At 33.7% G+C, this 24,656-nt stretch carries 19 protein-coding genes and 4 pseudogenes; 20 read left to right on the top strand and 3 right to left on the bottom strand.

Annotated features, from left to right (window positions below):
• The first annotated feature begins 109 nt into the window (after positions 1-109).
• The 15 genes and pseudogenes from OEI98_RS10650 (at position 110) to rlmD (ending at position 18,557) form a co-directional block, all read left to right on the top strand.
• Positions 110-1,098, top strand: a pseudogene (locus tag OEI98_RS10650) (acyl-CoA dehydratase activase-related protein).
• Complete coding sequence (locus OEI98_RS10645; protein ID WP_004401584.1) at positions 1,095-2,171, top strand: 2-hydroxyacyl-CoA dehydratase; 1,077 nt, start codon at positions 1,095-1,097, stop codon at positions 2,169-2,171. The pseudogene OEI98_RS10650 and the gene OEI98_RS10645 overlap by 4 nt, the downstream one beginning before the upstream one ends.
• Positions 2,172-2,270: 99 nt before the next feature.
• The gene (locus tag OEI98_RS10640; RefSeq protein WP_266037799.1) at positions 2,271-3,071 is read left to right on the top strand and encodes a helix-turn-helix domain-containing protein; all 801 of its coding nucleotides are present in this window, start codon (positions 2,271-2,273) and stop codon (positions 3,069-3,071) included.
• A gap of 13 nt (positions 3,072-3,084) precedes the next feature.
• Positions 3,085-4,808, top strand: a pseudogene (locus tag OEI98_RS10635) (glycoside hydrolase family 13 protein).
• Between the two features lie 91 nt (positions 4,809-4,899).
• Positions 4,900-5,133: a hypothetical protein gene (locus OEI98_RS10630; protein ID WP_003868318.1), complete on the top strand. Its 234-nt coding sequence runs from the start codon at positions 4,900-4,902 to the stop codon at positions 5,131-5,133.
• Between the two features lie 105 nt (positions 5,134-5,238).
• A pseudogene (gene whiA / locus OEI98_RS10625) lies at positions 5,239-6,193 on the top strand (DNA-binding protein WhiA).
• Entirely contained in the window at positions 6,193-6,459 is a 267-nt protein-coding gene (locus OEI98_RS10620) for an HPr family phosphocarrier protein (RefSeq protein WP_003870522.1), read from the top strand. The pseudogene whiA and the gene OEI98_RS10620 overlap by 1 nt, the downstream one beginning before the upstream one ends.
• A gap of 50 nt (positions 6,460-6,509) precedes the next feature.
• Positions 6,510-7,817, top strand: a complete 1,308-nt coding sequence (locus OEI98_RS10615) for a DRTGG domain-containing protein (protein ID WP_003870521.1) — start codon at positions 6,510-6,512, stop codon at positions 7,815-7,817.
• Between the two features lie 10 nt (positions 7,818-7,827).
• Positions 7,828-11,263: pseudogene (locus OEI98_RS10610) on the top strand (DNA polymerase III subunit alpha).
• 83 nt (positions 11,264-11,346) lie between these two features.
• Positions 11,347-11,544, top strand: a complete 198-nt coding sequence (locus OEI98_RS10605) for a hypothetical protein (protein WP_003868324.1) — start codon at positions 11,347-11,349, stop codon at positions 11,542-11,544.
• A 76-nt stretch (positions 11,545-11,620) separates the two neighbouring features.
• A complete protein-coding gene (gene pfkA / locus OEI98_RS10600; protein ID WP_003868325.1) occupies positions 11,621-12,586 on the top strand; it encodes a 6-phosphofructokinase in 966 nt (321 codons plus the stop codon).
• Between the two features lie 22 nt (positions 12,587-12,608).
• On the top strand, positions 12,609-14,360 hold the full coding sequence (gene pyk, locus OEI98_RS10595) for a pyruvate kinase (protein ID WP_003870519.1): 1,752 nt from the start codon (positions 12,609-12,611) through the stop codon (positions 14,358-14,360).
• A gap of 51 nt (positions 14,361-14,411) precedes the next feature.
• Entirely contained in the window at positions 14,412-14,828 is a 417-nt protein-coding gene (locus OEI98_RS10590) for an acyl-CoA thioesterase (RefSeq protein ID WP_003868327.1), read from the top strand.
• Positions 14,829-15,003: 175 nt separating this feature from the next.
• On the top strand, positions 15,004-17,118 hold the full coding sequence (locus OEI98_RS10585) for a glucan 1,4-alpha-glucosidase (RefSeq protein WP_266037788.1): 2,115 nt from the start codon (positions 15,004-15,006) through the stop codon (positions 17,116-17,118).
• 71 nt (positions 17,119-17,189) lie between these two features.
• Entirely contained in the window at positions 17,190-18,557 is a 1,368-nt protein-coding gene (gene rlmD / locus OEI98_RS10580) for a 23S rRNA (uracil(1939)-C(5))-methyltransferase RlmD (RefSeq protein WP_074666188.1), read from the top strand.
• Positions 18,558-18,669: 112 nt separating this feature from the next.
• Here rlmD and OEI98_RS10575 read toward each other — a convergent pair whose 3' ends face one another.
• The 3 genes from OEI98_RS10575 to OEI98_RS10565 form a co-directional block, all read right to left on the bottom strand.
• Positions 18,670-18,864: a DUF2892 domain-containing protein gene (locus OEI98_RS10575; protein ID WP_004401566.1), complete on the bottom strand. Its 195-nt coding sequence runs from the start codon at positions 18,862-18,864 to the stop codon at positions 18,670-18,672.
• A 78-nt stretch (positions 18,865-18,942) separates the two neighbouring features.
• Complete coding sequence (locus OEI98_RS10570) at positions 18,943-19,629, bottom strand: Crp/Fnr family transcriptional regulator (RefSeq protein ID WP_004401564.1); 687 nt, start codon at positions 19,627-19,629, stop codon at positions 18,943-18,945.
• Between the two features lie 63 nt (positions 19,630-19,692).
• Complete coding sequence (locus OEI98_RS10565; protein WP_004401556.1) at positions 19,693-21,045, bottom strand: MATE family efflux transporter; 1,353 nt, start codon at positions 21,043-21,045, stop codon at positions 19,693-19,695.
• A 281-nt stretch (positions 21,046-21,326) separates the two neighbouring features.
• Between OEI98_RS10565 and OEI98_RS10560 the strand changes: the two genes are divergently transcribed.
• From OEI98_RS10560 to OEI98_RS10540, 5 genes are all read left to right on the top strand, one after another.
• A complete protein-coding gene (locus OEI98_RS10560) occupies positions 21,327-21,464 on the top strand; it encodes a hypothetical protein (RefSeq protein WP_167353657.1) in 138 nt (45 codons plus the stop codon).
• A 30-nt stretch (positions 21,465-21,494) separates the two neighbouring features.
• A complete protein-coding gene (locus OEI98_RS10555; RefSeq protein WP_074592972.1) occupies positions 21,495-22,076 on the top strand; it encodes a histidine phosphatase family protein in 582 nt (193 codons plus the stop codon).
• A gap of 107 nt (positions 22,077-22,183) precedes the next feature.
• Entirely contained in the window at positions 22,184-22,390 is a 207-nt protein-coding gene (locus OEI98_RS10550; RefSeq protein ID WP_209442476.1) for a hypothetical protein, read from the top strand.
• Between the two features lie 110 nt (positions 22,391-22,500).
• Entirely contained in the window at positions 22,501-22,977 is a 477-nt protein-coding gene (locus OEI98_RS10545) for a hypothetical protein (RefSeq protein ID WP_074592971.1), read from the top strand.
• A gap of 338 nt (positions 22,978-23,315) precedes the next feature.
• Positions 23,316-24,599 (top strand): IS110 family transposase, encoded by a 1,284-nt coding sequence (locus tag OEI98_RS10540; RefSeq protein ID WP_266037775.1) that lies wholly within the window; start codon positions 23,316-23,318, stop codon positions 24,597-24,599.
• Positions 24,600-24,656 lie beyond the last annotated feature (57 nt).

Raw genomic sequence — 24,656 nt, 5'->3', positions numbered from 1 at the left:
TTTGTCAACAAACTGAAATACCGGATTATTTCCGGTATTTTTATTTTTGTATATAAATAAAAACTTATGGCAAAAATAAATATGTATTTGCTTTTAAAGGAGGTTAAAAATGAGCAAGACTGTAGGAATACCTAAAGGACTTTTATATTACGATTTTTATCCAATGTGGAAGACTTTTTTGAAGGTGTGGGAGCAAAAGTAGTGGTTTCCCAGGATACAAATAAAAAAATTCTTGATGAAGGAGTAAAAAACTGTGTTGAAGATGCTTGTCTTCCTGTTAAAACTTATGTAGGACATGTGATAAATTTAAAAGAAAAAGATGTTGATTATATATTTATTCCGAGGATTGTAAGTGTAGAAAGAAAAAAATACCTTTGTTCAAAGTTTTTAGGACTGCCAGATTTTATAAAAAGCTTAATTGGTGATTTACCACCTATTATAGATGTTGAGATTAATTATTATAAAAATAACGATGAATTTACTCAAAATGAATTTATAAAAGTTGGTAGGATGTTTGGGAAGACTAAAGACCAATCTTTAAAAGCCTATTTTGAGGCTACCCACCAACAAAAAAAGTTCGAGAGCTTGTTGAAAGAAGGTCTTACCAATTTAGAAGCTTTAAAAGTTTGGGAAGGAAAGAATTTGGTAAAAGAAGAAAGTAATTATGACCTTAAAATAGCCGTCATTGCTCATCCTTATGATATTATGGATGAATACATAAGTATGGGGATTATTGAGAAGCTAAAAAACATGGGAGCACAAGTTTATACCATGGAAATGCTACAGAAAGATCTAATATTAGAAGGAGCATCAATGCTTTCAAAAGAAATGTTTTGGAACTATGAAAGAGATATTTTGGGAGCGGGATTGTATTTTTTAAAACAAAAGAATGTAGATGGGGTAATTATGGTTTCTGCTTTTGGATGTGGACCTAATTCTATGACAGAAGAACTGTTGGAGAGGATTTTTAAAAGAGAGAAGGAGGTACCCTTTATGTTGATTACAATTGATGAACATTCTGGAGAGGCTGGCATTATGACGAGGTTGGAGGCCTTTACAGACCTTTTAAGATTTAATAAAAAGGCGGTGATGGTATGAAAATTACTTATCCCCACATGGGTTCTTTAAATATGATTTTAAAAACGATGTTTGAAGGAATCGGGGTAGAAGTGATAGACCCACCACCTTCTACTAATAAAACCTTGACATTAGGAGTTAGAAATTCTCATGAATTTGCATGTTTACCCTTTAAAATCAATGTCGGAAATTTTATTGAGGCTCTTGATAGGGGAGCAGATACGATTATAATGTTAGGTGGAATTGGGCCCTGCAGATTTGGGTATTACGGTCAGGTGCAAAGAGAGATATTAAAAGATTTGGGCTATGACTTTAAAATGATAATTGTTGATCCACCCCATGGCAGGTTAATAGACTTTTTAAAAGAATTAGCTTCATATTTTCCTAATGTAGATGGAAAAACGGCTTTAAAATCTTTTGTATTTGCAGTGAAAAAAATGATAGCGGCTGATAAATTAGAAAAGTTTTTATTAAAATACAGAGCCCATGAAGATAAACCAGGTGTAACTACAAAAATATATGAAGAATATATGAAAAAGCTAGAAAAAGCTCAAAATGGCAAAGAAGTGGACAAAATAGTATCAGAGGCTATGAAAAAAATAAAGGAAAATGCAAATGTACGGAGGAAAATACAGCTTAAAGTAGCACTAGTGGGAGAAATTTATATGCTATTAGAACCCTTTACTAATATGGATATTAGCAAATCTTTAAATGAATTGGGAGTGGAAGTTACAAAAACAGAATATCTTTCAGACTATCTAATTAACAGCGCTTTTAAATTGCCTCAAAGGATGGAGTTTAAGAAAAACGCAAGAGGATATTTAGAAAGAGATATAGGAGGACATGGTCTCAACACTGTTGCAAATACCGTAAAATATGCTAAACTAAATTATGATGGTGTGATTCACATACTTCCCTTTACCTGCACCCCTGAAATAGTAGCTCAAGGAATAATTGCAAAAATTAGCCGAGATTACAATATTCCAGTAATGTCTTTAGTATATGATGAAAACACTGGGCAAGCAGGTTACCAAACCCGTTTGGAAGCTTTTGTGGATCTTTTGTATAGAAAAAGGATGGAGGTAATTTGCTGAAATCATCCTTTTAATTTTTATTTTTCCGAAAATAATGAAGGAAAAATGTATTTTGTGTGGAATATATAATAAGTGGATGGTTAGTAAGGGGTGATAGGTATGAATGAATTGGGAGAATTTTTAAAAAGTGAAAGAATTAAGAAGGGATTGACTCTTGAAGAAATTCAAGAAATAACTAAAATACGGACACGCTATTTGAAAGCTATTGAAGATGGAGATTTTAGCGTAATGCCTGCCATTGTATATGCCAAGGGCTTTGTGAAAAGTTACGCTGAGGCTTTAGGGTTAGATGGCAATGAGTTAGTGAAAAAGTATGAATATTTGTTTCAGGAGAAAGAGGAGGAAGCCATACCTAATATAGAGACCACATCTTACAAAAAAGAGAGGAGAGATTTTTCACAATTTTTTTTGACTTTAAAAAAAGCAATAATTATTGTTTTAATAATAGGTATTATAGGATACGGTTTTTACTATTTTCTAAATCAAGTTAAAAAAGGACTTGCACCAATTCCACAACAAAATCAAAGTGAAGCTTCAACAATTTCGGAAGACAAAACAAATCCTTCACAGGAAAGCAATGTTTTTCAATCTACAGCAAAGACGTCGATTGAAAAAATAGCAGAGACTTCTAAAAAAATAGAATATAAAGTTGTTCCCTTTGGAGAAAGTTATAAAGTAGAAATAAGCGTACCTGGTGAAAAATGTTGGTTTAGTGTAAAAGTAGATGGAAATGTCGTTTATGAAGGCCTTATGACAAAGGATATGTCTAAAATTTTTGATGTAAAAGATAGTATTACTATCTTGATGGGTTATCCGCCAGCTGTTAAAATAACTGTAGATGGTGAGGAGCTACCAACAGTGCAAACACCGTCACCAGTTACAATAAATATACATACATAGAAAGGGGAAAGAGATGATAAAAGAAGCTATATTTCATAAAAGTGATATACCTTTCGCATATCCACTGAATGAAAATCAATTAAAGATAGTACTAAGGACTGCTGTATTTGATGTAGATAGGGTGTATGTTTTATACAAAGACAGATACGATTGGCTGGGAAAATTCAAAATAAAACCAATGGTATTAACTCATACCAACGAGTTATTTGATTATTATGAGACTACTTTAGAGCTTAATAAAAAATTTGTGTATTTTTTCTATTTGGTAGCTGAGGGGGCGAGAAGTTATATTATACAGAAGCAGGATTTTACAAAAAAAGGCCAGAAAATCAGTTTTGGGGATTTTTCCATTACCCGTATATAGGAGAAAAGGATGTTTTTTTTGCTCCAGAGTGGACAAGCGATTGCATGGTGTATCAGATATTTCCTGAAAGGTTTAATAACGGTGATAAATCAAATGACCCTGAAAATGTAAAGCCCTGGGGTGAAAAACCTACTGCAGATTCTTTCTTTGGAGGAGATTTGCAAGGAATAATAGATAAAATAGATTATTTAAAGGATTTGGGTATAAATGCCATTTATTTAACCCCCATATTTTTATCGCATTCCACCCACAAATATGATACTACTGATTATTATACAATTGACCCCCACTTTGGTGATACGCAAAAAGCGAGAGAACTTGTGCAAAAATGTCATGACAATGGCATAAAAGTTATATTTGATGCCGTTTTTAATCACTGCGGATATGACTTTTTTGCATTTCAGGATGTTATTAAAAATGGTAAAAAATCAAAATACTGGGATTGGTTTAATATATACGAATGGCCAATTAAAACTCATCCAAAACCTTCCTATGAAGCTTTTGCAGATACTGTATGGAGAATGCCAAAACTTATGACAAAAAATCCAGAAGTACAGAAGTATTTATTGGAAGTAGCGGAATATTGGATTAAAGAAGTGGACATAGACGGCTGGAGGCTGGATGTTGCTAATGAGATAGACCACCATTTTTGGAGAAAGTTTAGAGAAGTTGTAAAGGCAGCTAAACCGGAGGCCATAATTGTAGGAGAGGTTTGGCATGATGCTTCTCCTTGGCTTAGAGGGGATCAGTTTGACAGTGTAATGAACTATCCTTTTAGAAATGCGGTTGTGGACTTTTTTGCAAAAAGGAAAATAAGTGCTTCTCGCTTTAATACAATGATTACAGAGCAACTTATGAGGCATATGGATAGTGTAAATAGGGTTATGTTTAATTTAATAGGAAGTCATGATACTGAGAGGTTTTTGACTTTAGCTAATGGCATGGTTGCGAGAATGAAGTTAGCATTAGTGTTTCAATTTACCTTTGTTGGAATCCCATATATTTACTATGGGGACGAGGTAGGAATGGTGGGAGATTATGACCCTGATTGCAGAAGATGCATGATATGGGAGGAGGAAAAGCAAAATAAAAGTATTTTTAATTTCTATAAAAAGTTGATTTCTATAAGGAGAGAAAATGAGGAGCTCAAATACGGAAGTTTCTGTACTTTATATGCTATAGGAAGAGTGTTTGCTTTTAAGAGGGAATACAAAGGTAAATCAATAATTGTTGTACTAAATAACAGTAGCAAGCAGGAAGTGATATTTTTGAATGAAGCAGAAGGGAAAGAAGATATTTTAAAGATGAAGGAATTAAAAAGAAGTAGAAATCTCCTTTATTTGCAACCTAACTCTGCCTATATTTTAAAGTAACCAATCTGAGTTTAAGTGAATAATATGAAGATAGAAAAATAAAGGGGAATGAAAATTCCCCTATATTTTTTAAAAAAACAGGGGTGATGGTATGAAAGATACATCCCGCTATGGCAGAGATTATCAATACTATAAGGATTATGAGAGATTGTATGGAAGTTACGACATTACAAAGCTTATCACATTAAAAAAATTAGTTGAAGCAAGTGAATATGAAGAGTGGAAAGATTACAAAGAGTTCAAGGAATGGTGCAATTCTGAAGAAAGACATAATTGGAAAAATTCACCTAAATATATTGAATGGGAAAAGAAAAAATTATTGTAGTCTGCTATAAACCTATAAACCCCTTTTATTCATTTGTTTTTGAAAGGGGTTTTTTTTTTGAAATAATGTAGTATAATAAAGATAAGCCTGTTGAGGTGATGCTTTATGTCATTTTCTTCAGATACAAAAGACGAATTAGCAAGGATTTATCCTGAAGATGAAGAAAGTAAAATAGCAGAGTTAGCTGCTTTGATTAGGACGATAGGCAGCATTTCGATATATGGCAATAGGAAAATTTCTTTAACCTTTACTACAGAAAATGCCTCTGTGGCGAGATTAGTTTTTAAGTTAATAAAAGATTTATTTGGGATAATTCCTGAGACAATGGTAAGAAGAGGTAAGTATCTTAAAAAAACCTTAACCTATCTCATATTTGTACCTGATACAAAAATTGTAGAAGAAATTTTGGGTAAAGTTAAGATATTGAATTATGAAAAAGGTCATATAAAATTAAATTATGGGATAGACCAAAAGATTCTAAAAAACAGCAAAGCAAAAAAAGCTTATTTAAGAGGAGCTTTTTAGGGGTGGTTCAATAAGCGATCCTGAAAAAGCTTATCATATGGAGTTTATTACTCATAATTTAGAACACGGAAAAGATTTAAGCAAATTGATAAATTCTTTTGATTTAAATTCAAAGGTTATTGCAAGAAAAAATAATTATGTAGTATACTTAAAAGAAGGAGAGCAAATTGTTGATGTTTTAAATATAATGGGGGCCCACAGTGCTCTTTTGAACTTGGAAAATATACGAGTATACAAAGAAATGAGAAACAATGTAAATAGAATTGTAAATTGTGAAACTGCAAATTTGACAAAAACTATTAATGCATCTTTAAGGCAAATAGAGAGTATAAATTACATTAAAGAGACAGTAGGACTTGATTATTTGCCGCCTAATTTGAAAGAGGTGGCGGAACTCAGGATTAATTATCCTGATCTGAGCTTAAAAGAATTAGGACAAATGCTAGTTCCTCCTGTCGGTAAGTCAGGAGTGAATCATAGACTTAGGAAAATTGAAGAAATTTCAAAGAAATTGAAAGAGAGGAGAGTTCAATAATGAAAGAAGTTACGATTGAAATTAAAAATAAGACGGGGCTTCATGCAAGACCTGCAGCATTATTTGTACAAACTGCTAGCAAATTTTCCTCACAAATATGGGTAGAGAAGGATAACAAAAAAGTAAATGCCAAAAGTATAATGGGAATTATGTCTCTTGGAGTTTCACAAGGCAATGTTGTCAAATTGAGTGCCGAAGGAGACGACGAAGAGGCTGCTATAAAAGCATTGGTCGACCTCATTGAATCAAAATTCGGTGAGGAGTAAACAAAAAAGGTTTCTTTTTAGAAACCTTTTTTGTATAAAGGATGATAGGTATGAAAAAAAATGAAATTGTATTGGAATATATAAAAAATTTACCTGAAGGTACAAAAATTTCAGTAAGAGGTCTTGCACAGGCTTTACATATAAGTGAAGGTACTGCTTACAAAGCTATAAAGGATGCAGAAAATTTAATGCTTGTGACTACGATTCCAAGAGTGGGAACTATAAGAAGGAAACAAAAAGATCCATTTTTTGACCGTCTTACTTATGAGGTTATTACAGATGTAGTAGAAGGGACAGTATTAGGTGGCCATGGTGGAATGGGGATGGAACTTCACAAGTTTCTAATTGGAGCCATGACCATTGATGAAATGGTGAAGTATATAACTCCAGGGGACCTTGTAATTTTGGGAAATAGAGAAGATGCGCAGGAAGCGGCTTTGAAAGCAGGGGCAGCAGTGATGATTACAGGAGGTTTTGATACGTTACCTCACATAAAAGAACTGGCGGATAAGCTTTCATTGCCGCTTATATCTACTTCTTATGACACTTTTACTGTAGCGACTCTTATAAACAAGGCGATCAATGAAAGTATGACACGAAAAAAGATTTTGTACGTCAGCGACGTAATGACATATAATCCAATCTATATGACGCCTCAACAAACAGTAAAAGATTGGAAAAAATTATATACAGAGACTAAACATACCAGATATCCCGTTGTTGATTCTAAAGGGATGTTAGTCGGTATGGTAACTTCAAGAGATGTTGCCACTGCATCGGATGATGATAAAATTGGGAGTATTATGACTCCTAACCCTGTATTTGTAACGGATACTACTACGCTCTCTTATGCAGCCCATCTGATGATATGGTGGAATGTAGAGATACTACCTGTGACTCGTGGCAGAGAATTGATAGGACTCATAAGCAGGGAAGATGTAATTAAGGCCCTACATTATACGACAAAACAGCCCCAGATTAGTGAAGCTATTCAAGATACAATTTTTAAAGATTTTGATATGGAAAAAATAGAAAATGGAGTAAAATTTAAAGGTAAGATTCCTTCGATGATGATTAACCAATTTGGTACAGTAAGTAGCAGTGCCTTGATGATGTTAATGTGTGAATCTGGTATTTTTGCTATAACGCAGAATAAAAGATATGATGCAGTTTTGGATAATTTCTCAATTTATTTTATAAAACCCATGCGCACAGAAGAAGTAATAGAAGTTTTCGCAAAAATAATAGAGGTTAGTAATAATTTTAGTAAGTTGGAAATTCAAATCATTCATGAAAAAGAAGAAATTGCAAAGGCGTTGATGTCTGTCAGGCTTTCTAAAAGAATAAAGATGGCTTAGGTGATATATTATGTTTGTCCATTTACACGTTCATTCTGAATACAGTTTACTTGACGGTTCTTGCAGAATCAAGGATTTAATTGCTAAAACTAAAGAGTTAAACATGAAAGCCATAGCTATTACAGACCATGGAGTGATGTATGGCGTAATAGATTTTTATAAAGAAGCAGTAGCACAAGGAATAAAACCTATTATAGGCTGTGAAATTTATGTAGCCCCTCGAAGCATGCAGGATAGAGAATATGGGATTGATAATGAAAATTATCACTTGGTGTTACTGGCAAAAGATATGACAGGGTATAAAAATTTAATGAAGATAGTGACTGTGGCTTCAATTGAGGGCTTTTATTATAAACCGCGAGTTGACAGAGAGTTTTTAAAAGAGCACAGTGAGGGGCTAATCGCTTTAAGTGCTTGCCTTGCAGGAGAAGTTCCTTCTTATATCTTAAGAGGTGAGTATGAAAAAGCGAAAGAGGCAGCACTTTTTTACGACTCTATTTTTGGACGAGGGAATTTTTATTTAGAACTGCAGGACCATGGAATTTTAGAACAGCAAAAGGTAAATAAAGAGCTTATAAGACTATCCAAAGAGACAGGAATACCTTTAGTTGCTACTAATGATGTACACTATCTTGAAAAAAGACGCAAAAGCTCATGAAGTGCTTTTGTGCATTCAAACAGGGAAGACAATTGATGATGAAGATCGCATGTCTTTTCCAACTGATGAATTTTATTTAAAATCTCCAGAAGAGATGGAGAATCTTTTTTCTTGTTGTAAAGAGGCCATTGAAAATACTGAGAAGATTGCAGACATGTGCAATGTAGAATTTGAGTTTAATAAGACGAAATTGCCCAAATACGATTTGCCAGAAGGCGTTGATTCCTATGAATATTTGAGAAATTTATGTTATGAAGGATTGTACAAGAGGTACAAAAATCCAAGCAAAGAAGTGATTGAAAGATTAGATTACGAACTTTCTGTAATAAAGCAAATGGGATATGTGGATTATTTCCTCATAGTGTGGGACTTTATAAAGTTTGCAAAAGACAACAGGATTATGACGGGACCAGGAAGAGGTTCTGCGGCAGGTAGTTTGGTAGCCTATACGTTGGGAATAACCAACATAGATCCTATAAAATACAACCTTCTTTTTGAGAGGTTTTTAAACCCTGAGAGGGTCAGCATGCCTGATATTGATTCAGACTTTTGTTATGAGAGAAGACAAGAAGTAATTGATTACGTTGTAAAAAAATATGGCAAGGACAATGTGGCTCAAATTATAACTTTTGGTACAATGGCGGCGAGAGCGGTTATAAGGGATGTAGGAAGGGCTTTAAATTATCCCTATGCAGAGGTAGATGTAATTGCAAAAATGATTCCTTTTGAATTGGGAATGACTATTGATAAAGCTTTATCTTTAAACCCTGAACTTAAAGCGCGATACGAGAATGAAGAAAAAGTAAAACAGCTTATTGATATTTCCAGGTCTTTAGAAGGCCTTCCTAGACATGCCTCTACTCATGCTGCGGGAGTAGTAATATCAAAAGAACCCCTTGTCAACTACGTGCCACTGCAAAAAAATGAGGATTCCATAGTGACCCAATTTCCGATGACCACCCTTGAAGAGTTAGGACTTTTGAAGATGGACTTTTTGGGACTGAGAACTTTGACGGTTATAAGGGATACAATTGAAATGGTAAAAAAGAACAAGGGTGTGATTATAGACTTTGATTCTATGGAGTACGATGACCTTAAAGTTTATGAACTTATATCAAAAGGGGAAACAGAAGGAGTTTTTCAATTAGAGTCTCCAGGAATGAAACAGTTTATGACAGAATTAAAGCCTAAAAACCTTGAGGATATAATAGCAGGAATTTCTCTCTATCGCCCCGGACCTATGGACCAAATTCCAAGATATCTTGCAAATAGAAATCACCCAGAGAGTATAGTCTATGACCATCCTCTTTTAAAGCCAATTTTAGACGTAACTTATGGCTGCATGGTGTATCAGGAGCAAGTTATGCAAATTGTAAGAGATGTCGCTGGTTACTCTTTAGGCAGGTCTGACTTGGTAAGACGAGCTATGGCTAAAAAGAAAATGGATGTAATGGAACAAGAAAGAAAGAATTTTATCTATGGGATAGTTGATGAAGAGGGAAATGTGATAGTTCCAGGGGCTTTAAGAAATGGATTAGACGAGGCAACTGCTAATAAACTTTTTGACGAAATGCTAGATTTTGCAAACTATGCTTTTAATAAATCTCATGCTGCGGCTTATGCTGTTATAGCTTATCAGACTGCATATTTGAAAAGGTATTATCCTGTAGAATTTATGGCAGCTCTTTTAAACAGTTTTGTAGATAACTTGGACAAGATTGCTTTTTATGTTCAGGTGTGTAAAAAAATGGGTATAAAAGTGCTACCGCCAGATATAAATGAAAGTGATTCATATTTTACAGTGGTAGAGGATAAAATAAGGTTTGGCCTTAGTGCAGTAAAAAATGTTGGTTTAAATATGACAATGGAAATCGTAAGTGAAAGAGAAAGAAATGGGAAATTTAAATCTGTAGTCGACTTTTTTGAGAGGATGCAGGACAGTCAATTAAATAAAAAAGCAGTGGAAAGCTTAATTAAAGCAGGAGCTTTTAGTTCTTTTGGAGTGCGGCGTTCTCAACTTCTATCAGTATATGACAAATTAATGGAAAATATAAAGAAAAATAGAAATAATAATTTAAATGGGCAGATTTCTTTATTTGGAGAAGTAGAACAAAGTCATGGGGTGGAATTTGAATTTCCTGATTTAGAAGAATTTCCTAAAAACAGATTGTTATCCATGGAAAAAGAAACTTTAGGCCTTTATATAAGTGGGCATCCTCTAGAAGAATACATGGAGGATATTCCTAAAATTACTAATGCCACTACTTTGGATTTTAAAGTTAGCGAAGAGGAAATGTTTCAGCCTAAATTGCAAGATAACCAAGAAGTAGTGATAGCAGGAGTTATAGCTACAAAAAAAATTAAATTTACCAAAAATAACAATATGATGGCTTTTGTCACAATTGAGGACTTATATGGTACTGTAGAAGTAATAGTATTTCCAACTGTATATGAAAAGTATTCCAGTATAATAAAAGAAGACAACCCGGTTGTAGTGAGAGGAAAGGTTAGTTTAAAGGAAGAGGAAGAGCCTAAGATTTTATGCGATGAAATTAAGCTGTTGTCACAAGCGATAGTGAAAAAACTTTATCTTAATTTGCAGGATTCTACAAAGATTGAGATTGTTAAACAAATATTACGTAAAAATCCTGGTAATATGCCAGTAGTTTTAAAGCTTAATAGTAAAAAATTATTGGCGGCTAATAGAGACTTGTGGGTAAATGGAAGTAAGGAATTAATTAAACAACTGTATGTTGTTTTAGGAGAGGAAAATGTCAAAGTAATTTGAAATAAGCATTTGCAAATTTTTGAGTTGATAACTGCAAAAAAATAGATTAAAATATAATTTAGAAATACTAAGGAGGCCGTTTTATGTGGACGGTAATATACATGGCACAAGATATGGAGACAGCAGAAAAGGTCAAAGACGTTTTAACAAAAGAAGGTTTTTTGGTAAAATTGCGTCCACTTAATAAAAAAATAGACAAAAAAGGTTCTTATTGTGAGGTTTTAGTTCCAAAAGCAGAAGCTCAAGATGCGCAAAGCATTATTATTGAGTATGGCTTATAATTTTTTGCCCGAAAGGGCTGCTTTAACGAAAATGGGACAAGTAAAGTCCATGTGGGATAAAATGAGGAGGTAAAGTATGAAAACAATTGGTATACTTACGAGTGGTGGAGATGCACCAGGGATGAACGCAGCTATAAGGGCTGTGGTGAGGACAGGAATTTATTATGGGCTTAAAGTAAAAGGTATTATGAGGGGATATGCAGGCTTAGTAGAGGACGAAGTTATTGACTTAAATCTTTCTTCAGTAGGAGATATATTGCAAAAAGGCGGTACTATTTTGAGAACTGCTAGATGTGAAGAATTTAAGAAAAAAGAGGTGCGCAAAAAAGCTTACGAAACCCTTCAAAAACATGGAATAGAAGGTCTCGTTGTAATTGGAGGAGATGGCTCTTTTAGAGGAGCACAGCTTTTGAGTGAAGAATGGAATGTAAATACAATTGGAATTCCAGGTACAATTGACAATGACATACCTTGTACAGATTATACAATAGGTTTTGATACAGCTTGTAATACTGTTATTGATGCAATAAATAAAATAAGGGATACTGCTACTTCCCATGAGAGAGCAAATATAATAGAAGTGATGGGAAGAAATGCGGGTTACATTGCTTTGTATGCTGGTCTAGCTGGTGGAGCGGAGATGATTATACTTCCTGAAGTGGAATGGAGCATCGATGAACTTTGCGATAAAATTACTTACGGGATAAAGAGAGGAAAGCTTCATCATATAATTGTCCTTGCAGAAGGAGTTATGAGCGCTCCAGAACTAGCGAAAATGATTAAAGAAAGGCTACCAAAATTAGACTTAAGGTATACTATTTTGGGGCACATTCAAAGAGGTGGAGCTCCTACAGTGATGGATAGGGTATTGGCAAGCCAAATGGGAGCAAGAGCAGTGGAGTTGCTTTTGGAAAATAAAACTAAGAGGATAATAAGTATACGAAACAATCAAATTGTAGACGATGATATAGATGAAGCCCTTTCCATGAAAAAGGAGTTTAACAGAAAACTTTATGAGCTCAGCAAGATATTGTCTATATAAATAAATTTTAGGGAGTGAAGGTATGCGCAGAACAAAAATAGTGTGTACAATAGGACCTGCCAGCGAAGACTATAATATACTGAGAAAATTAATTGAGAAAGGCATGAACGTTGCTCGATTGAATTTTTCTCATGGAGATTTTGAAGAGCATGGGGCAAGAATTGACAATATTAAAAAGATAAGAGAAGAATTAGGGTTACCTGTTGCTATTTTGTTGGATACTAAAGGTCCAGAGATAAGGACAGGAAAGTTTAAAAATGGCGGAGTGGAATTAAAAGAAGGACAAACTTTTGTCATTACGACAAGAGATGTATTAGGAGACGAAACTATATGCAGTGTATCCTATAAAGGGTTGCCTCAAGATGTGGAAAGAGGTAGCCGCATACTAATTGACGATGGGTTAATTTCTCTAAAGGTTACTGATGTTAAAGGAGAAGATATAGTTTGTATTGTAGAAAATTCTGGTCCTGTAAAAGACCATAAAGGAGTAAATGTTCCAGGAGTAAAACTCAATCTTCCTGCTTTGACTCAAAAAGACGTAGATGATATAGAGTTTGGAATTCAAAAGGGCATTGATATAATTGCGGCTTCTTTTGTTAGAAAAGCAGCTGATGTTTTGGCAATAAGAAGACTTTTAGAAGAAAATAAGGCAGAGCATATTTTAATTATTGCTAAAATAGAAAATCGCGAAGGAGTAGAAAATATAGACGAAATTATAAAGGTTTCAGATGGAATAATGGTAGCCAGAGGAGATTTAGGGGTTGAGATTCCTCTTGAAGAAATACCAATCGTTCAAAAAATGATTATACAAAAATGTAATAAAGCAGGGAAACCGGTAATTACTGCAACTCAAATGTTAGACTCTATGATGAGAAATCCAAGGCCTACAAGAGCAGAAGTTACAGATGTAGCAAATGCTATTCTTGATGGAACAGATGCTATAATGCTATCAGGGGAGACAGCTCAAGGTAAATACCCAATAGAGGCCTTTGAGACAATGGCAAAGATTGCAGAAAAGACAGAGGCTTATGTGGGATATAGAGATATCATTGATAGAAATATTGATACAAATGTTTCTATTACAAACGCTATAAGCCATGCAACTTGTACTACTGCAAGAGATATAGGAGCAGCTGCTATAATAACTTGTACTAAATCTGGTTATACAGCGAGAATGGTATCGAGGTACAGACCTCAAGCTCCAATTATTGCTACTACTCCAAGCGAAAGTGTTGCGAGGAAGCTCTCTATAGTCTGGGGAGTATATCCTTTAGTTACAGAAGAGGTTTCTACTACAGATGAAATGATAGATGTTGCAATACAAAGTGCTTTAACTGCTGGACTTATAAGAAATGGCGATATCGTAGTAATTTCTGCAGGAATTCCTGTAGCTATGACAGGTACCACCAACATGTTGAAGGTACATATAGTAGGAGATGTTTTGTTGAGAGGAATAGGTATAGGTTCTAAGGCTACTACAGGTGTTGTATGTGTTATTAATGATATCAGCAAAGACAAAGATAAATTTAGAGAAGGCGATATAATAGTAACTGCAAAGACAGAAAGAGATTTTATGCCTCTTATAGAGAAAGCTTCTGCTATAATCACAGAAGAAGGAGGGCTTACTTCTCACGCAGCTATTGTGGGATTAAACTTAGGAATTCCTGTAGTTGTAGGTTGTGAAGGAGCGACTTCTAAATTAAAAGATGGCATGACTGTAACGGTTGACACAGTTAGAGGATTTGTGTATAAAGGAATTGTAAATATTAAATAAATAAGACAAGATTTTCTCTTGTCTTTGTTTTTTTAAGGAGTGATTTAAATTATGCATGTATGGGATGCCGAGGTAAGGGTTCGATACGGAGAAACGGACAAAATGGGTATAGTTTACTATTCCAATTATTTTAATTGGTTTGAAATTGGCAGGACGGAGTTTTTTCGCTCTTTGGGGATGTCCTACAGAAGCTTAGAAGAAAAAAATGTAATGCTACCTGTAATTGACGCTCAGTGTAAATATTTTTCTTCTGCTTTGTACGATGACCTCATAATAATACGAACACGATTAGAATTTGTGAAAGGAACTCGTCTTAAATTTTTATATGATATAATACGCAAAGAGGATAACAAACTTTTAGCACAAGGTTATACAGAGCATCCCTTTACAAATCTTGAAAAAAAGCCTATCAATTTAAAAAAAGTAATGCCAGAAGTTTATGAAATGCTTGCAAAATGCTGTGATTAAAATTTATAAAAAATGGTATAAAATACTATTAAAATGAGTTATAATAAATAATAGGGTAACCGATTTTTTCTCAATACACTTTCTAAGTGTATTTTTTCTTTTTTATTCATAACAAACGTTTGCACAAAGTTATGATTTGAGATAAAATAGAGATATAAGACGGAGGTGTTATTAGATGAATAGAAAAATTGTAGCGATATTATTTTTAATAATTTTTTCAATAACTATTTTTTCAGGATGTTCTTCTGATGTTTCTTATGTAAAAATTCAGCACTTAACTGCTAATGAAGCACCACAGGCACCTGGCAAAGAGGACACTTGGGCATCTGCTCAAAAACAAGGCATTGGAACTGCAAATAATGATGTTTCAAAGGTATGGTTTACTTTGACTCATGGTGCAATATCAGAAGTTTACTATCCCACGATTGATATGGCTAATAGCAAATTTTTAAAATTTTTAGTAACTGACGGAAAAAGTTTTGTTTCTGATGAGACAAAGGATACAGTGAGCAAAGTGGAGAAACTCAACACTAGGTCTTTAGCATTTAAACTAATAAATACTGACAAACAAGGAAGATATAGGATTACAAAAGAGATATTCACTGATCCTAGAAGGAATTCTGTTATTATGAAAACAACATTTGAAGCATTGAAAGGGAATGTAAAAGATTATAAACTTTATCTTGCTTATGACCCTCATATTGCTAATCAAGGTAAATACAATGAGGGGTATGTTATAAAGGCAAATGATAAGGAAATTCTTATAGTACATAGAGAAAAAATATATTCAGCTTTGACAACTGATGTAAAATGGAAAGGGTATTCTATAGGATATAATCAGGTGAATGACCCGATATCAGATTTAGAAAAAAACAAAACTATGACACAACATTTTGACAAGGCAAGAGGGAATATTATTGAAGGAATAGAGATAGATTTAAGCGATAAGACAGAGTTTAAAACAGTGCTTTCTTTTGGAGAAAGTGAAGAGGAGGCAGCAAAAACTGCTTTGAGTACATTAAAGGACAATTATGATAAAATGCTTGGCATATACATTGCTGAGTGGAATAAATACTGTGATGGGCTTAAAGATTTTAAAGGAAAAGCTAATGAGTTATACTACACGAGTATGATGATTTTAAAAGCTAGTGAAGATAAGACTAATAAAGGTGCCTACATTGCTTCTCTTTCAATTCCATGGGGTGAAGGTCAAGGAGATGAAAATAAAGGGGGATACCACTTAGTTTGGGCAAGGGACTTATATCACATTGCGAATGCTTTTATTGCAGCTGGAGACAAAGATTCTGCTAATAGAGCTTTAGACTTTTTAACTATGGTAGTAGAGAAAAATGGGTTTATTCCACAAAATACCTGGATAAATTGGGGGCCTTATTGGAATGGCATTCAAATGGATGAGCAAGCAGACCCTATAATACTGGCATATCAGCTAAAGCGGTATGATTTGTACGAAAAATTGGTAAAACCTCTTGCGGACTTTATTACAAAAATTGGCCCCAAAACAGGGCAAGAAAGATGGGAAGAAGCAGGGGGATATTCACCTGCAACAATGGCAGCTGAAGTTGCGGGACTTGTATGTGCTGCGGACATAGCAAAACAAAATAAAGATATGGAAAGTGCACAAAAATATTTGGATAAGGCTGATAAATGGCAAAAATTAATTGATGAGCTGACTTATACAACAAAAGGACCTTATGGAAACGGGCAGTATTATATAAGAATAGCAGGACTACCGGATCCAAATTCAGACTTTTTAATAAGCATCGCTAACGGCGGTGGAGTCTATGACCAAAAGGAAATTGTAGACCCAAGTTTTCTTGAATTGGTGCGGTTGGGAGTAAAACCTGCCAATGACCCTAAAATATTAAGCACTATTTATGTAGTAGACAACCTCATAAAAGTTAATACTCCAAAAGGTCCTTGTTGGTATAGGTATAATCATGATGGCTATGGAGAGCCCTCTAAAACAGAACCATATCATGGCACAGGTAAAGGAAGATTATGGCCTCTTCTTACTGGTGAAAGAGGTATGTATGAAATAGCGGCAGGTAAAAGTGCTGATGAATACCTTAAGGCAATGGAGAATTTTGCAAATCAAGGCTATGTGTTGTCTGAGCAAGTTTGGGAAGATACAGGACTTCCTACAGATTCTGCATCGCCTCTTAACTGGGCCCATGCAGAGTATGTAGTATTGTTCGTTTCAAATATAGAGCATAAAGTTGTAGATATGCCTCAAACAGTTTATGATAGATATGTGTTAGGGAAAAAATAGCGGGGATGTATTATCCTCTATATTTTTTTGCTATATAAAGGTATAATAATTGTGAAGGAGGCGTTTTTGAATTGCACGACATAAAAGTAGGGGAAAAATACGAGGTATATATTGACAATATGGCCCATGAAGGCCAAGGAGTTGGAAGAATTGAAGGAGTGGCTGTCTTTGTAGAAGGAGCATTGACAGGAGAGAGGGTCGTTGCACAAATAGATAAAATTTCCAAAAATTACGTTATAGGTCATGTAGTAGAAATATTAGAAAAGTCTCGCGATAGAGTAGAACCTTTATGTCCTTATGCAGATAAGTGCGGTGGCTGTTCTTTACAGCATTTAAGCTACGAAGGGCAGTTAAAATATAAAACACAAAAAGTCAAAGACAATTTAGAGAGAATAGGCAAAGTGTATACTAGAGTCCACGATACCATAGGTATGGAAAAGCCTCAGCGGTATAGAAATAAAGCACAATTTCCAGTTGGAATGGTTGAAGGGAAAGCTGCTGTTACAGGTTTTTACGCTCCTCGCTCTCATGACATTGTGCCTGTGGAAAGTTGTATGATACAGCATGAGATTAGTGATGAGATTGCTAGGATTGTAAGGAATTGGATTAGAAAATACAACATATCTGTATATGACGAAAAAACAGGAAAAGGTCTGATAAGGCATATTGCCACAAGAGTTGCTTTTAAAACTGGGGAAGTTATGGCTGTTATTGTGATTAATGGAAAGGACATACCATATAAAAAACAACTGATTGATGCTTTAAAAGAAGAGATAAGGGGGCTTAAAAGTATAGTAATAAATATTAATACCAAAAAAACTAATGTGATTATGGGTGAGGAAAATATAACTATTTACGGAAGCGATAACATTATTGACTATATAAAAGACATAAAATTTGAAATATCCCCTTTGTCATTTTTTCAGGTAAATCCTGTTCAAACAGAAGTCTTATACGGAAAAGCCCTTGAATATGCTGATTTAAAAGGTGAGGAGACTGTAATAGATGTGTATTGTGGTATAGGGACTATATCTTTGTTTGCAGCACAAAAGGCAGCCTTTGTCTATGGTATTGAGGCTGTCCACCAAGCAGTGGAAGACGCAAAGAGAAATGCTTACATAAATGGCATTAAAAACGTGGAATTTATTTCAGGGGATGCGGAAAAAGTAATGCCTGAGTTGGCTGATAAAGGAGTCAAAGCAGATGTAGTTATAATGGATCCTCCAAGAAAGGGCTGTGATACATCTGTTTTAGAAGCAGTTATAAAAATGAATCCGAAAAAAATTGTATACGTCTCTTGTAATCCTTCTACATTAGCACGAGATTTAAGATATCTTGAAGACAATGGATACAAAACGATAGAAGTTCAGCCTGTTGATATGTTCCCTTATACGTATCATGTGGAAAGTGTGGCATTGGTGTTGCCTTCAATTTTTTAAAGACCTATCAAATTAATGGAGGGTATGGCTCCCTCACATTAATTTGATAAAAAATTATTACATCATTAACTGATTTAAAATTTAAAACTAAGATATTACATAAAGAAAATTTTTATTTTTTTGTTGAACATGTATTAATGCCAAATAAGGCATATAATGGGCAGAAACCAAAAGCAGCTGTTAATATTGGTACAAGTCCTATTAATCCCAAAAATCTTAGGTTACTATGAACTAAAAACAACAGACTCAACAAAGCTATTCCTATTATATATCTGATTATTTTATCAATTTTTCCAACATTTTTCATTTTTATAACCTCCTCAATTTATTTTTCCTATCTTGATATCTATTATACAAAACTATAAAATTTAATTCAGTGACAAAGTCACATTTCTGCAATTCTTTTTAATTTTTCTTCATTTTTTATGATAATTTTTCCTCGTAAAAGTGTAACAATATTTTCTTTTTCGAAGTCTTTAAGTATTCTACTGATTACTTCTCTTGCGGTACCCAATTCTGCGGCGATTTTTTCATGGGTAATTTCCAAGCTTCCTTTTTGCCCATTTTCAGCTGATTTTTTTAATATAAATTTAGCCAATCTTAAGTTTACATTTTTAAATACAATTTCATCAATTAACAATATAACTTCTTGAAATCTTGTAGATACAGTATTAAAAATGAATTGTTGGAATGATGGCTCTGTAAAAAATAAATCATTATAAAATGAAACTGGAATAAGACCAACTAAAACTTCTTGTTCAGCTTCAGCAGTTGCAGGATAAGGTGTATTACTCATAATAGACGCTACATTTAAGACACAGGTTTCGCCACCGTAAAGTCTGTAGAGAGTTATTTCCTTTCCTTCAGGAGAAAGTTTATATACTCTTACTACTCCATTTATAACAAAAACTATGTCGGTACAGTAATCTCCTTCTTCTAAAAGTTTTTCTCCATTTTTCAACTTGATAATTTTGATGATTCTCATAAAATTGTCTAACTTATTTTTATCCTTTAGGTTTTTAATAAAAGGGAATTTATTTTTGATTTCATGGATTAAGCCATCGTCAATCATTTTCTTACCTCCCAGTTAATTTTATAATGCTTAAATAGTGATAAAAAGGTGCAGTAAAGCGTATTAAAAATCTTTTACTGCACCTTTCAATTTATTTATTTCTTTTCTAAAGTATAAATACATTGTAGTTCCTTCAAAAGCCCATTGGATAGCTGTTACAAACCATACATATACAACTCCTAATTTTAAGATGTAAATGACTACGTACATAAGAGGAAGTCTTATAAACCAGCTGGATATTGTAGAGATAATAAAGGGAGTCTTTGTATTTCCACTTCCTTTAAGGCCTCCTCCATAAACCATACCAACTGCCATAAAAGGCTGTTCAATGGAGGCTACCATAAGGCAAAGGATGCCGACAGCTATTACGTCAGCATCTTTTATAAAAGCTCTTATAAAGAGATGGGGTATTGTCAGAAATAGTATAGACATTGTACCCATAATTGCTACAGCAAATAATGCCGAAATATTTGTATACCTTTTTGCACTGTCATATTTTTTAGCTCCTACCATTTGACCTGCCATTGTGGTTGCAGCGACTGCAAAACCCCATCCTGGCATAAAAGATATAGATTCAATCGTAGTTGCAATTTGATTTGCTGCAAAAGCTACTGTCCCAAGGTGCATTATCATGAATATTGAAATAAGTCGACTTATGTCAAAGGCAGCTTCTTGAAGAGAAGCAGGGAAGGCAAGTTTCAGTATATCTACAATTATTTGCCTGTCAAAGTCCACTATATCACGAAGCTCGATATTTAATATTTTTTGGTTGAAGTAATATAACATTATAAATATAAAGCCAGTAATTTGTGCTATAGTAGTAGCAATTGCAGACCCTTTTGCACCTAAAGCAGGCAATCCGAATTTTCCAAATATCAAAATCCAGTCCAATAAAATATTAATAAATATGACTATACTTGCTCCTATCATAGGCGGTTTTGTATTTCCTTGAGCTCTTAAAATTGCGTTTAATATATTCATAAGCATATTAAAGAAAATACCTATTGATGCAATTTTTATAAATATCCTTCCTAAGACAAGCACATTACCAGTAGCGCCAGCTATTATTAAAAAATTTCCTGCAAAGGTAAAAAGTATTAAAGAAATGAAAATAGCAAAAATAAATCCTAAAAAAATTCCTTGAGATGCGTATTTTTTAGCAACTTCAAAATCTTTCGCTCCAATACTACGGGCGACATAAGAAGTTACTCCTATGGAGATTCCCATTGCTATAAAAATATTAGAGAAGGTATATATAATTTCTGATGCAAGGCCTACAGCGCTGACACTGTCTTTACCGCCAAATTGTCCCACCATCATCGTATCTACTACCCACACTACCATGTATAGTAGCATTTCTCCAACTGCAGGTAGTGCTAAATTAAGTATTTCTTTTATTTCTTTTTTAGTTGCCATATAACACCTCCTGTTTGTTGAGGAATTGGCGGAGTTTATACATCCATTATTTTACATTAATTCCTTTTTAAATTTATATATTGTATTCTTCAAAAATTCCACTTTTTAATTGCTAATAGTATTATAGCACAAAAGGGAAAATTTACAGTAACTAAGACTTATACTCAAGGAGAAGGGGACAGGGCCTGTCTGAAAAATAAGAAAATGAAAAAAATATTGTAACAGGGACTTGTTTAACAATATGATATAATATATATATAATTTACGATAGGAGGTAGTAAATGCCAAGGAAAGCACGAGAAAAGAGCAAAACGGGAATTTACCACATCATGCTAAGAGGAATTAATCACGAAACCATATTTCAAAGTGACGATGATTATATTAAAATTTATAAACATAATACAACAGTTAAGGAATAATGTTGAAATAATATGGTGGAGGTGGGTTAATTGACAACAATTTATTTTATTCGTCATGCAGAATCAGACTATACAGAGCACAATGATGAGTTAAGACCTCTTACAGATAAAGGCTTAATCGATAGACAACTTGTCACAGCTTATTTGATGGATAAAGATATTAAAATTATTTTATCAAGTCTATATAAACGAGCAGTTGATACTTTAGTAGACTTTGCCAATAAAGTTAACCTACCAGTAATTACTGTTCCGGATTTTAGAGAACGCAAGGTTGATAGTGAATGGATTGATGATTTTGATTCTTTTGCGAGACAGCAATGGCAAGATTTTAATTTTAAATTATCAGATGGAGAAAGTTTATCAGAGGTACAGCAACGAGGCATTGCAGCACTGAAAAAAGTTTTAGAGAATTATAAAAACCAAAATATTGCAATAGGGACTCATGGTACTATATTGAGTACTATTATCAATTTTTATGATAAATCATTTGGATATAATGAATTTAATGAAATCAAACATGTTATGCCGTGGATTGTAAAGTTTGAGTTTGATGGCGACAAATGTATAGAGATCGAAAAAATTAATATTTTTAAAGATTTAAAAGAGAAATAGAAACTTATTTTTAAATATAAAAATATATAAATAGATAAATACACTATGGTTTACCTCATATATTAGAAATTAATAAAGGAGTTGTTGTTTGGCAGGACATACCGATCATGATTTTTACGACAGCACAGTGGAAAGAGCTTGAGGATGGAAAGTTTTTTATTGGAGCTGCGCCCATCGGACCAACAGAACTTGAACACAATGACCGCTATGTATTTGCTTTACCGGCAAGATATAATTATGCATATCCTGAAGGATATCAGGAAGTGGAGAAGATTTTAGAAAATCACCCACTTGAAGCTATAGAAGTAAAATAGGCATTTTTATATTTATCACAAAATCTAAAAAAATGTTTGAAAGGACTGTTTGATAAATTAACTTTTAAAAATATAATATTGGTATAAAAATTTTTTGGAGGTATAATTCCATGATGAATAAATTTTTACAGCAATTCATACTTTTGTTTTTGGTAATGTTTATTTTTTGCGGATGTGGCAATATTAGTAGTTATCAGAAAGAAATATACAATGACAATGCTAAAATAATAAATGAAGGAGATAGTTATACATTTTTAAATAGGGTAGGAGATATAAAAGATAACAACTTAAAAATAGTATACAGTGGTTTTTATGGAATGGAGACTATTTGGGAAGTAGAATCTGAGGGGAATGGGACAGTAACGATTAAATTTGATTCAAAAGTAGATAAAGGGAAATTCAAATTGGTATTTATTACACGTGAAAATAAAGTAATAAATGTTTTTGAACAAAGCGGAAAAGGTGAAAAAACTATACAAACTGAAAAAGGTAAAAGCAGGATAAAAATTGTAGGTAATAATGCAAAAGGTCAGATTGAAATAAATATTGAGACTTCCGGGGATGCTGTGTTAAAGAAAATAAATTAGTAAAATTTTATGCCTATTTTTATTATAAGGTGATACTGAGACACGGGACAAGGGAACAGGTTTTTTGTCCCTATGTCCCGTTGTTTCTATTTCGAGGTACTTTAAAGTTTAAATTATATAGGTGTTTTTTCTTTTTATATTGACAAAAAAGGAATTATAATATATAATGAAGTAAACTTCATGTGAAGTTTACTTCATATTAATTAATGGAGCATTCCTGTAATGAATAAAAAATAAGGGAGAATGAACTTTGAAAAAATAAGTACCTCCTGATAAAATACAGAGTGTAAGTTCTAGAACTTACCTCGAATTATCAAAATAAACAGGAGGTACCTAAAATGAAGTATACACAAAATGAAAAGATTTTGCAAGTAACAGAAGACACATTAATTGCGGGAGTAGACATAGCAAAAGAAAGCCATTATGCCAGAGCATTTGACTACAGAGGAGTAGAATATGGAAAATACCTAAGATTTGAGAACAATAGAGAAGGTATAACAAAATTTCTTAGATGGGCAAAAGACTTGATGGAGAGACATAAGAAAAACAAACTAATAGTAGGGATAGAACCGACAGGGCAATATTGGCTATGTTTTGCCCAATACCTTAAAGACAATAACATAAAGGTAGTATTGGTTAATCCATTCCATGTAAAGAGGAGCAAAGAATTAGATGACAATTCTCCCACAAAAAGCGATAAAAAAGACTCAAAAACAATAGCAATGCTAGTAAAAGACGGGAGATATGTAGAACCGACAATACCTGAAGGAGTATATGCAGAATTAAGGGTAGCGATGGACATAAAAGACAGGTTGAACAAACAAATAGGGATGACAAAAAATCAAATAACAAGATGGATGGACATATACTTTCCGGAGTTTAACACCGTATTTTCAGACTGGGAAGGGAAAGCAGCACTTATCACATTAAGAGAATTTCCAACGCCTGAGAAGATAGCAAAAAAGAGTGCTGAAGAAATAATATCGATATGGAAGAAAGAAGTACAAAGAGGGGTAGGAGAAAAAAGGGCTATAAAGCTGATAGAAACTGCTAAGGAGAGCATAGGGAAGAAGCAGGGCATAAAGATGGCGGAATACGAGATAAAGACTCTCATTGAACAATACGAATTTCTCAAAAAACAAATTGAAGAAATAGAGAAGAAGATGGAAGAATTAATAGTTGAGATACCAGGGGTTAAAGAACTACTAGAAATCAAAGGGATAGGGATGAATACAGTAGCAGGGTTTATTGCAGAAGTAGGAGACATTGAGAAATATGAACATCCAAAACAGATACAAAAACTAGGAGGATTAAACCTAGTAGAGAATAGCTCTGGTAAGTATAAAGGAGAAACAACAATAAGTAAAAGAGGGAGGAAACGATTGAGGAGAGTACTATTTACTGCAGTAATGGCCTTGGTTGCAAAAAACGAAGAGTTTCGTGAACTTCACAAATATTACACTACCAGAGCGCAAAACCCGTTAAAAAAGAAGCAATCACTAATAGTATTGTGCAACAAACTGATAAGGATATTTTATGTCATATTAAAGAAAGGAGTAAAATATGACCCAATCAAGATGATGAAGGATATAAAGAGGCCAGCCTTACAGGAAGCTGCATAAAAAGTGCCAACATACTATAAAATCAATTAAGGGTTAATTATCTTCTCTTCAGCTTTA

This window comes from Thermoanaerobacter sp. RKWS2 (assembly GCF_026240795.1).
GTDB classification, from domain to species: Bacteria; Bacillota; Thermoanaerobacteria; order Thermoanaerobacterales; family Thermoanaerobacteraceae; genus Thermoanaerobacter; species Thermoanaerobacter ethanolicus.
Note: the sequence above shows the minus strand (reverse complement) of the source record. Positions and strands in the feature narration are given on the sequence as shown.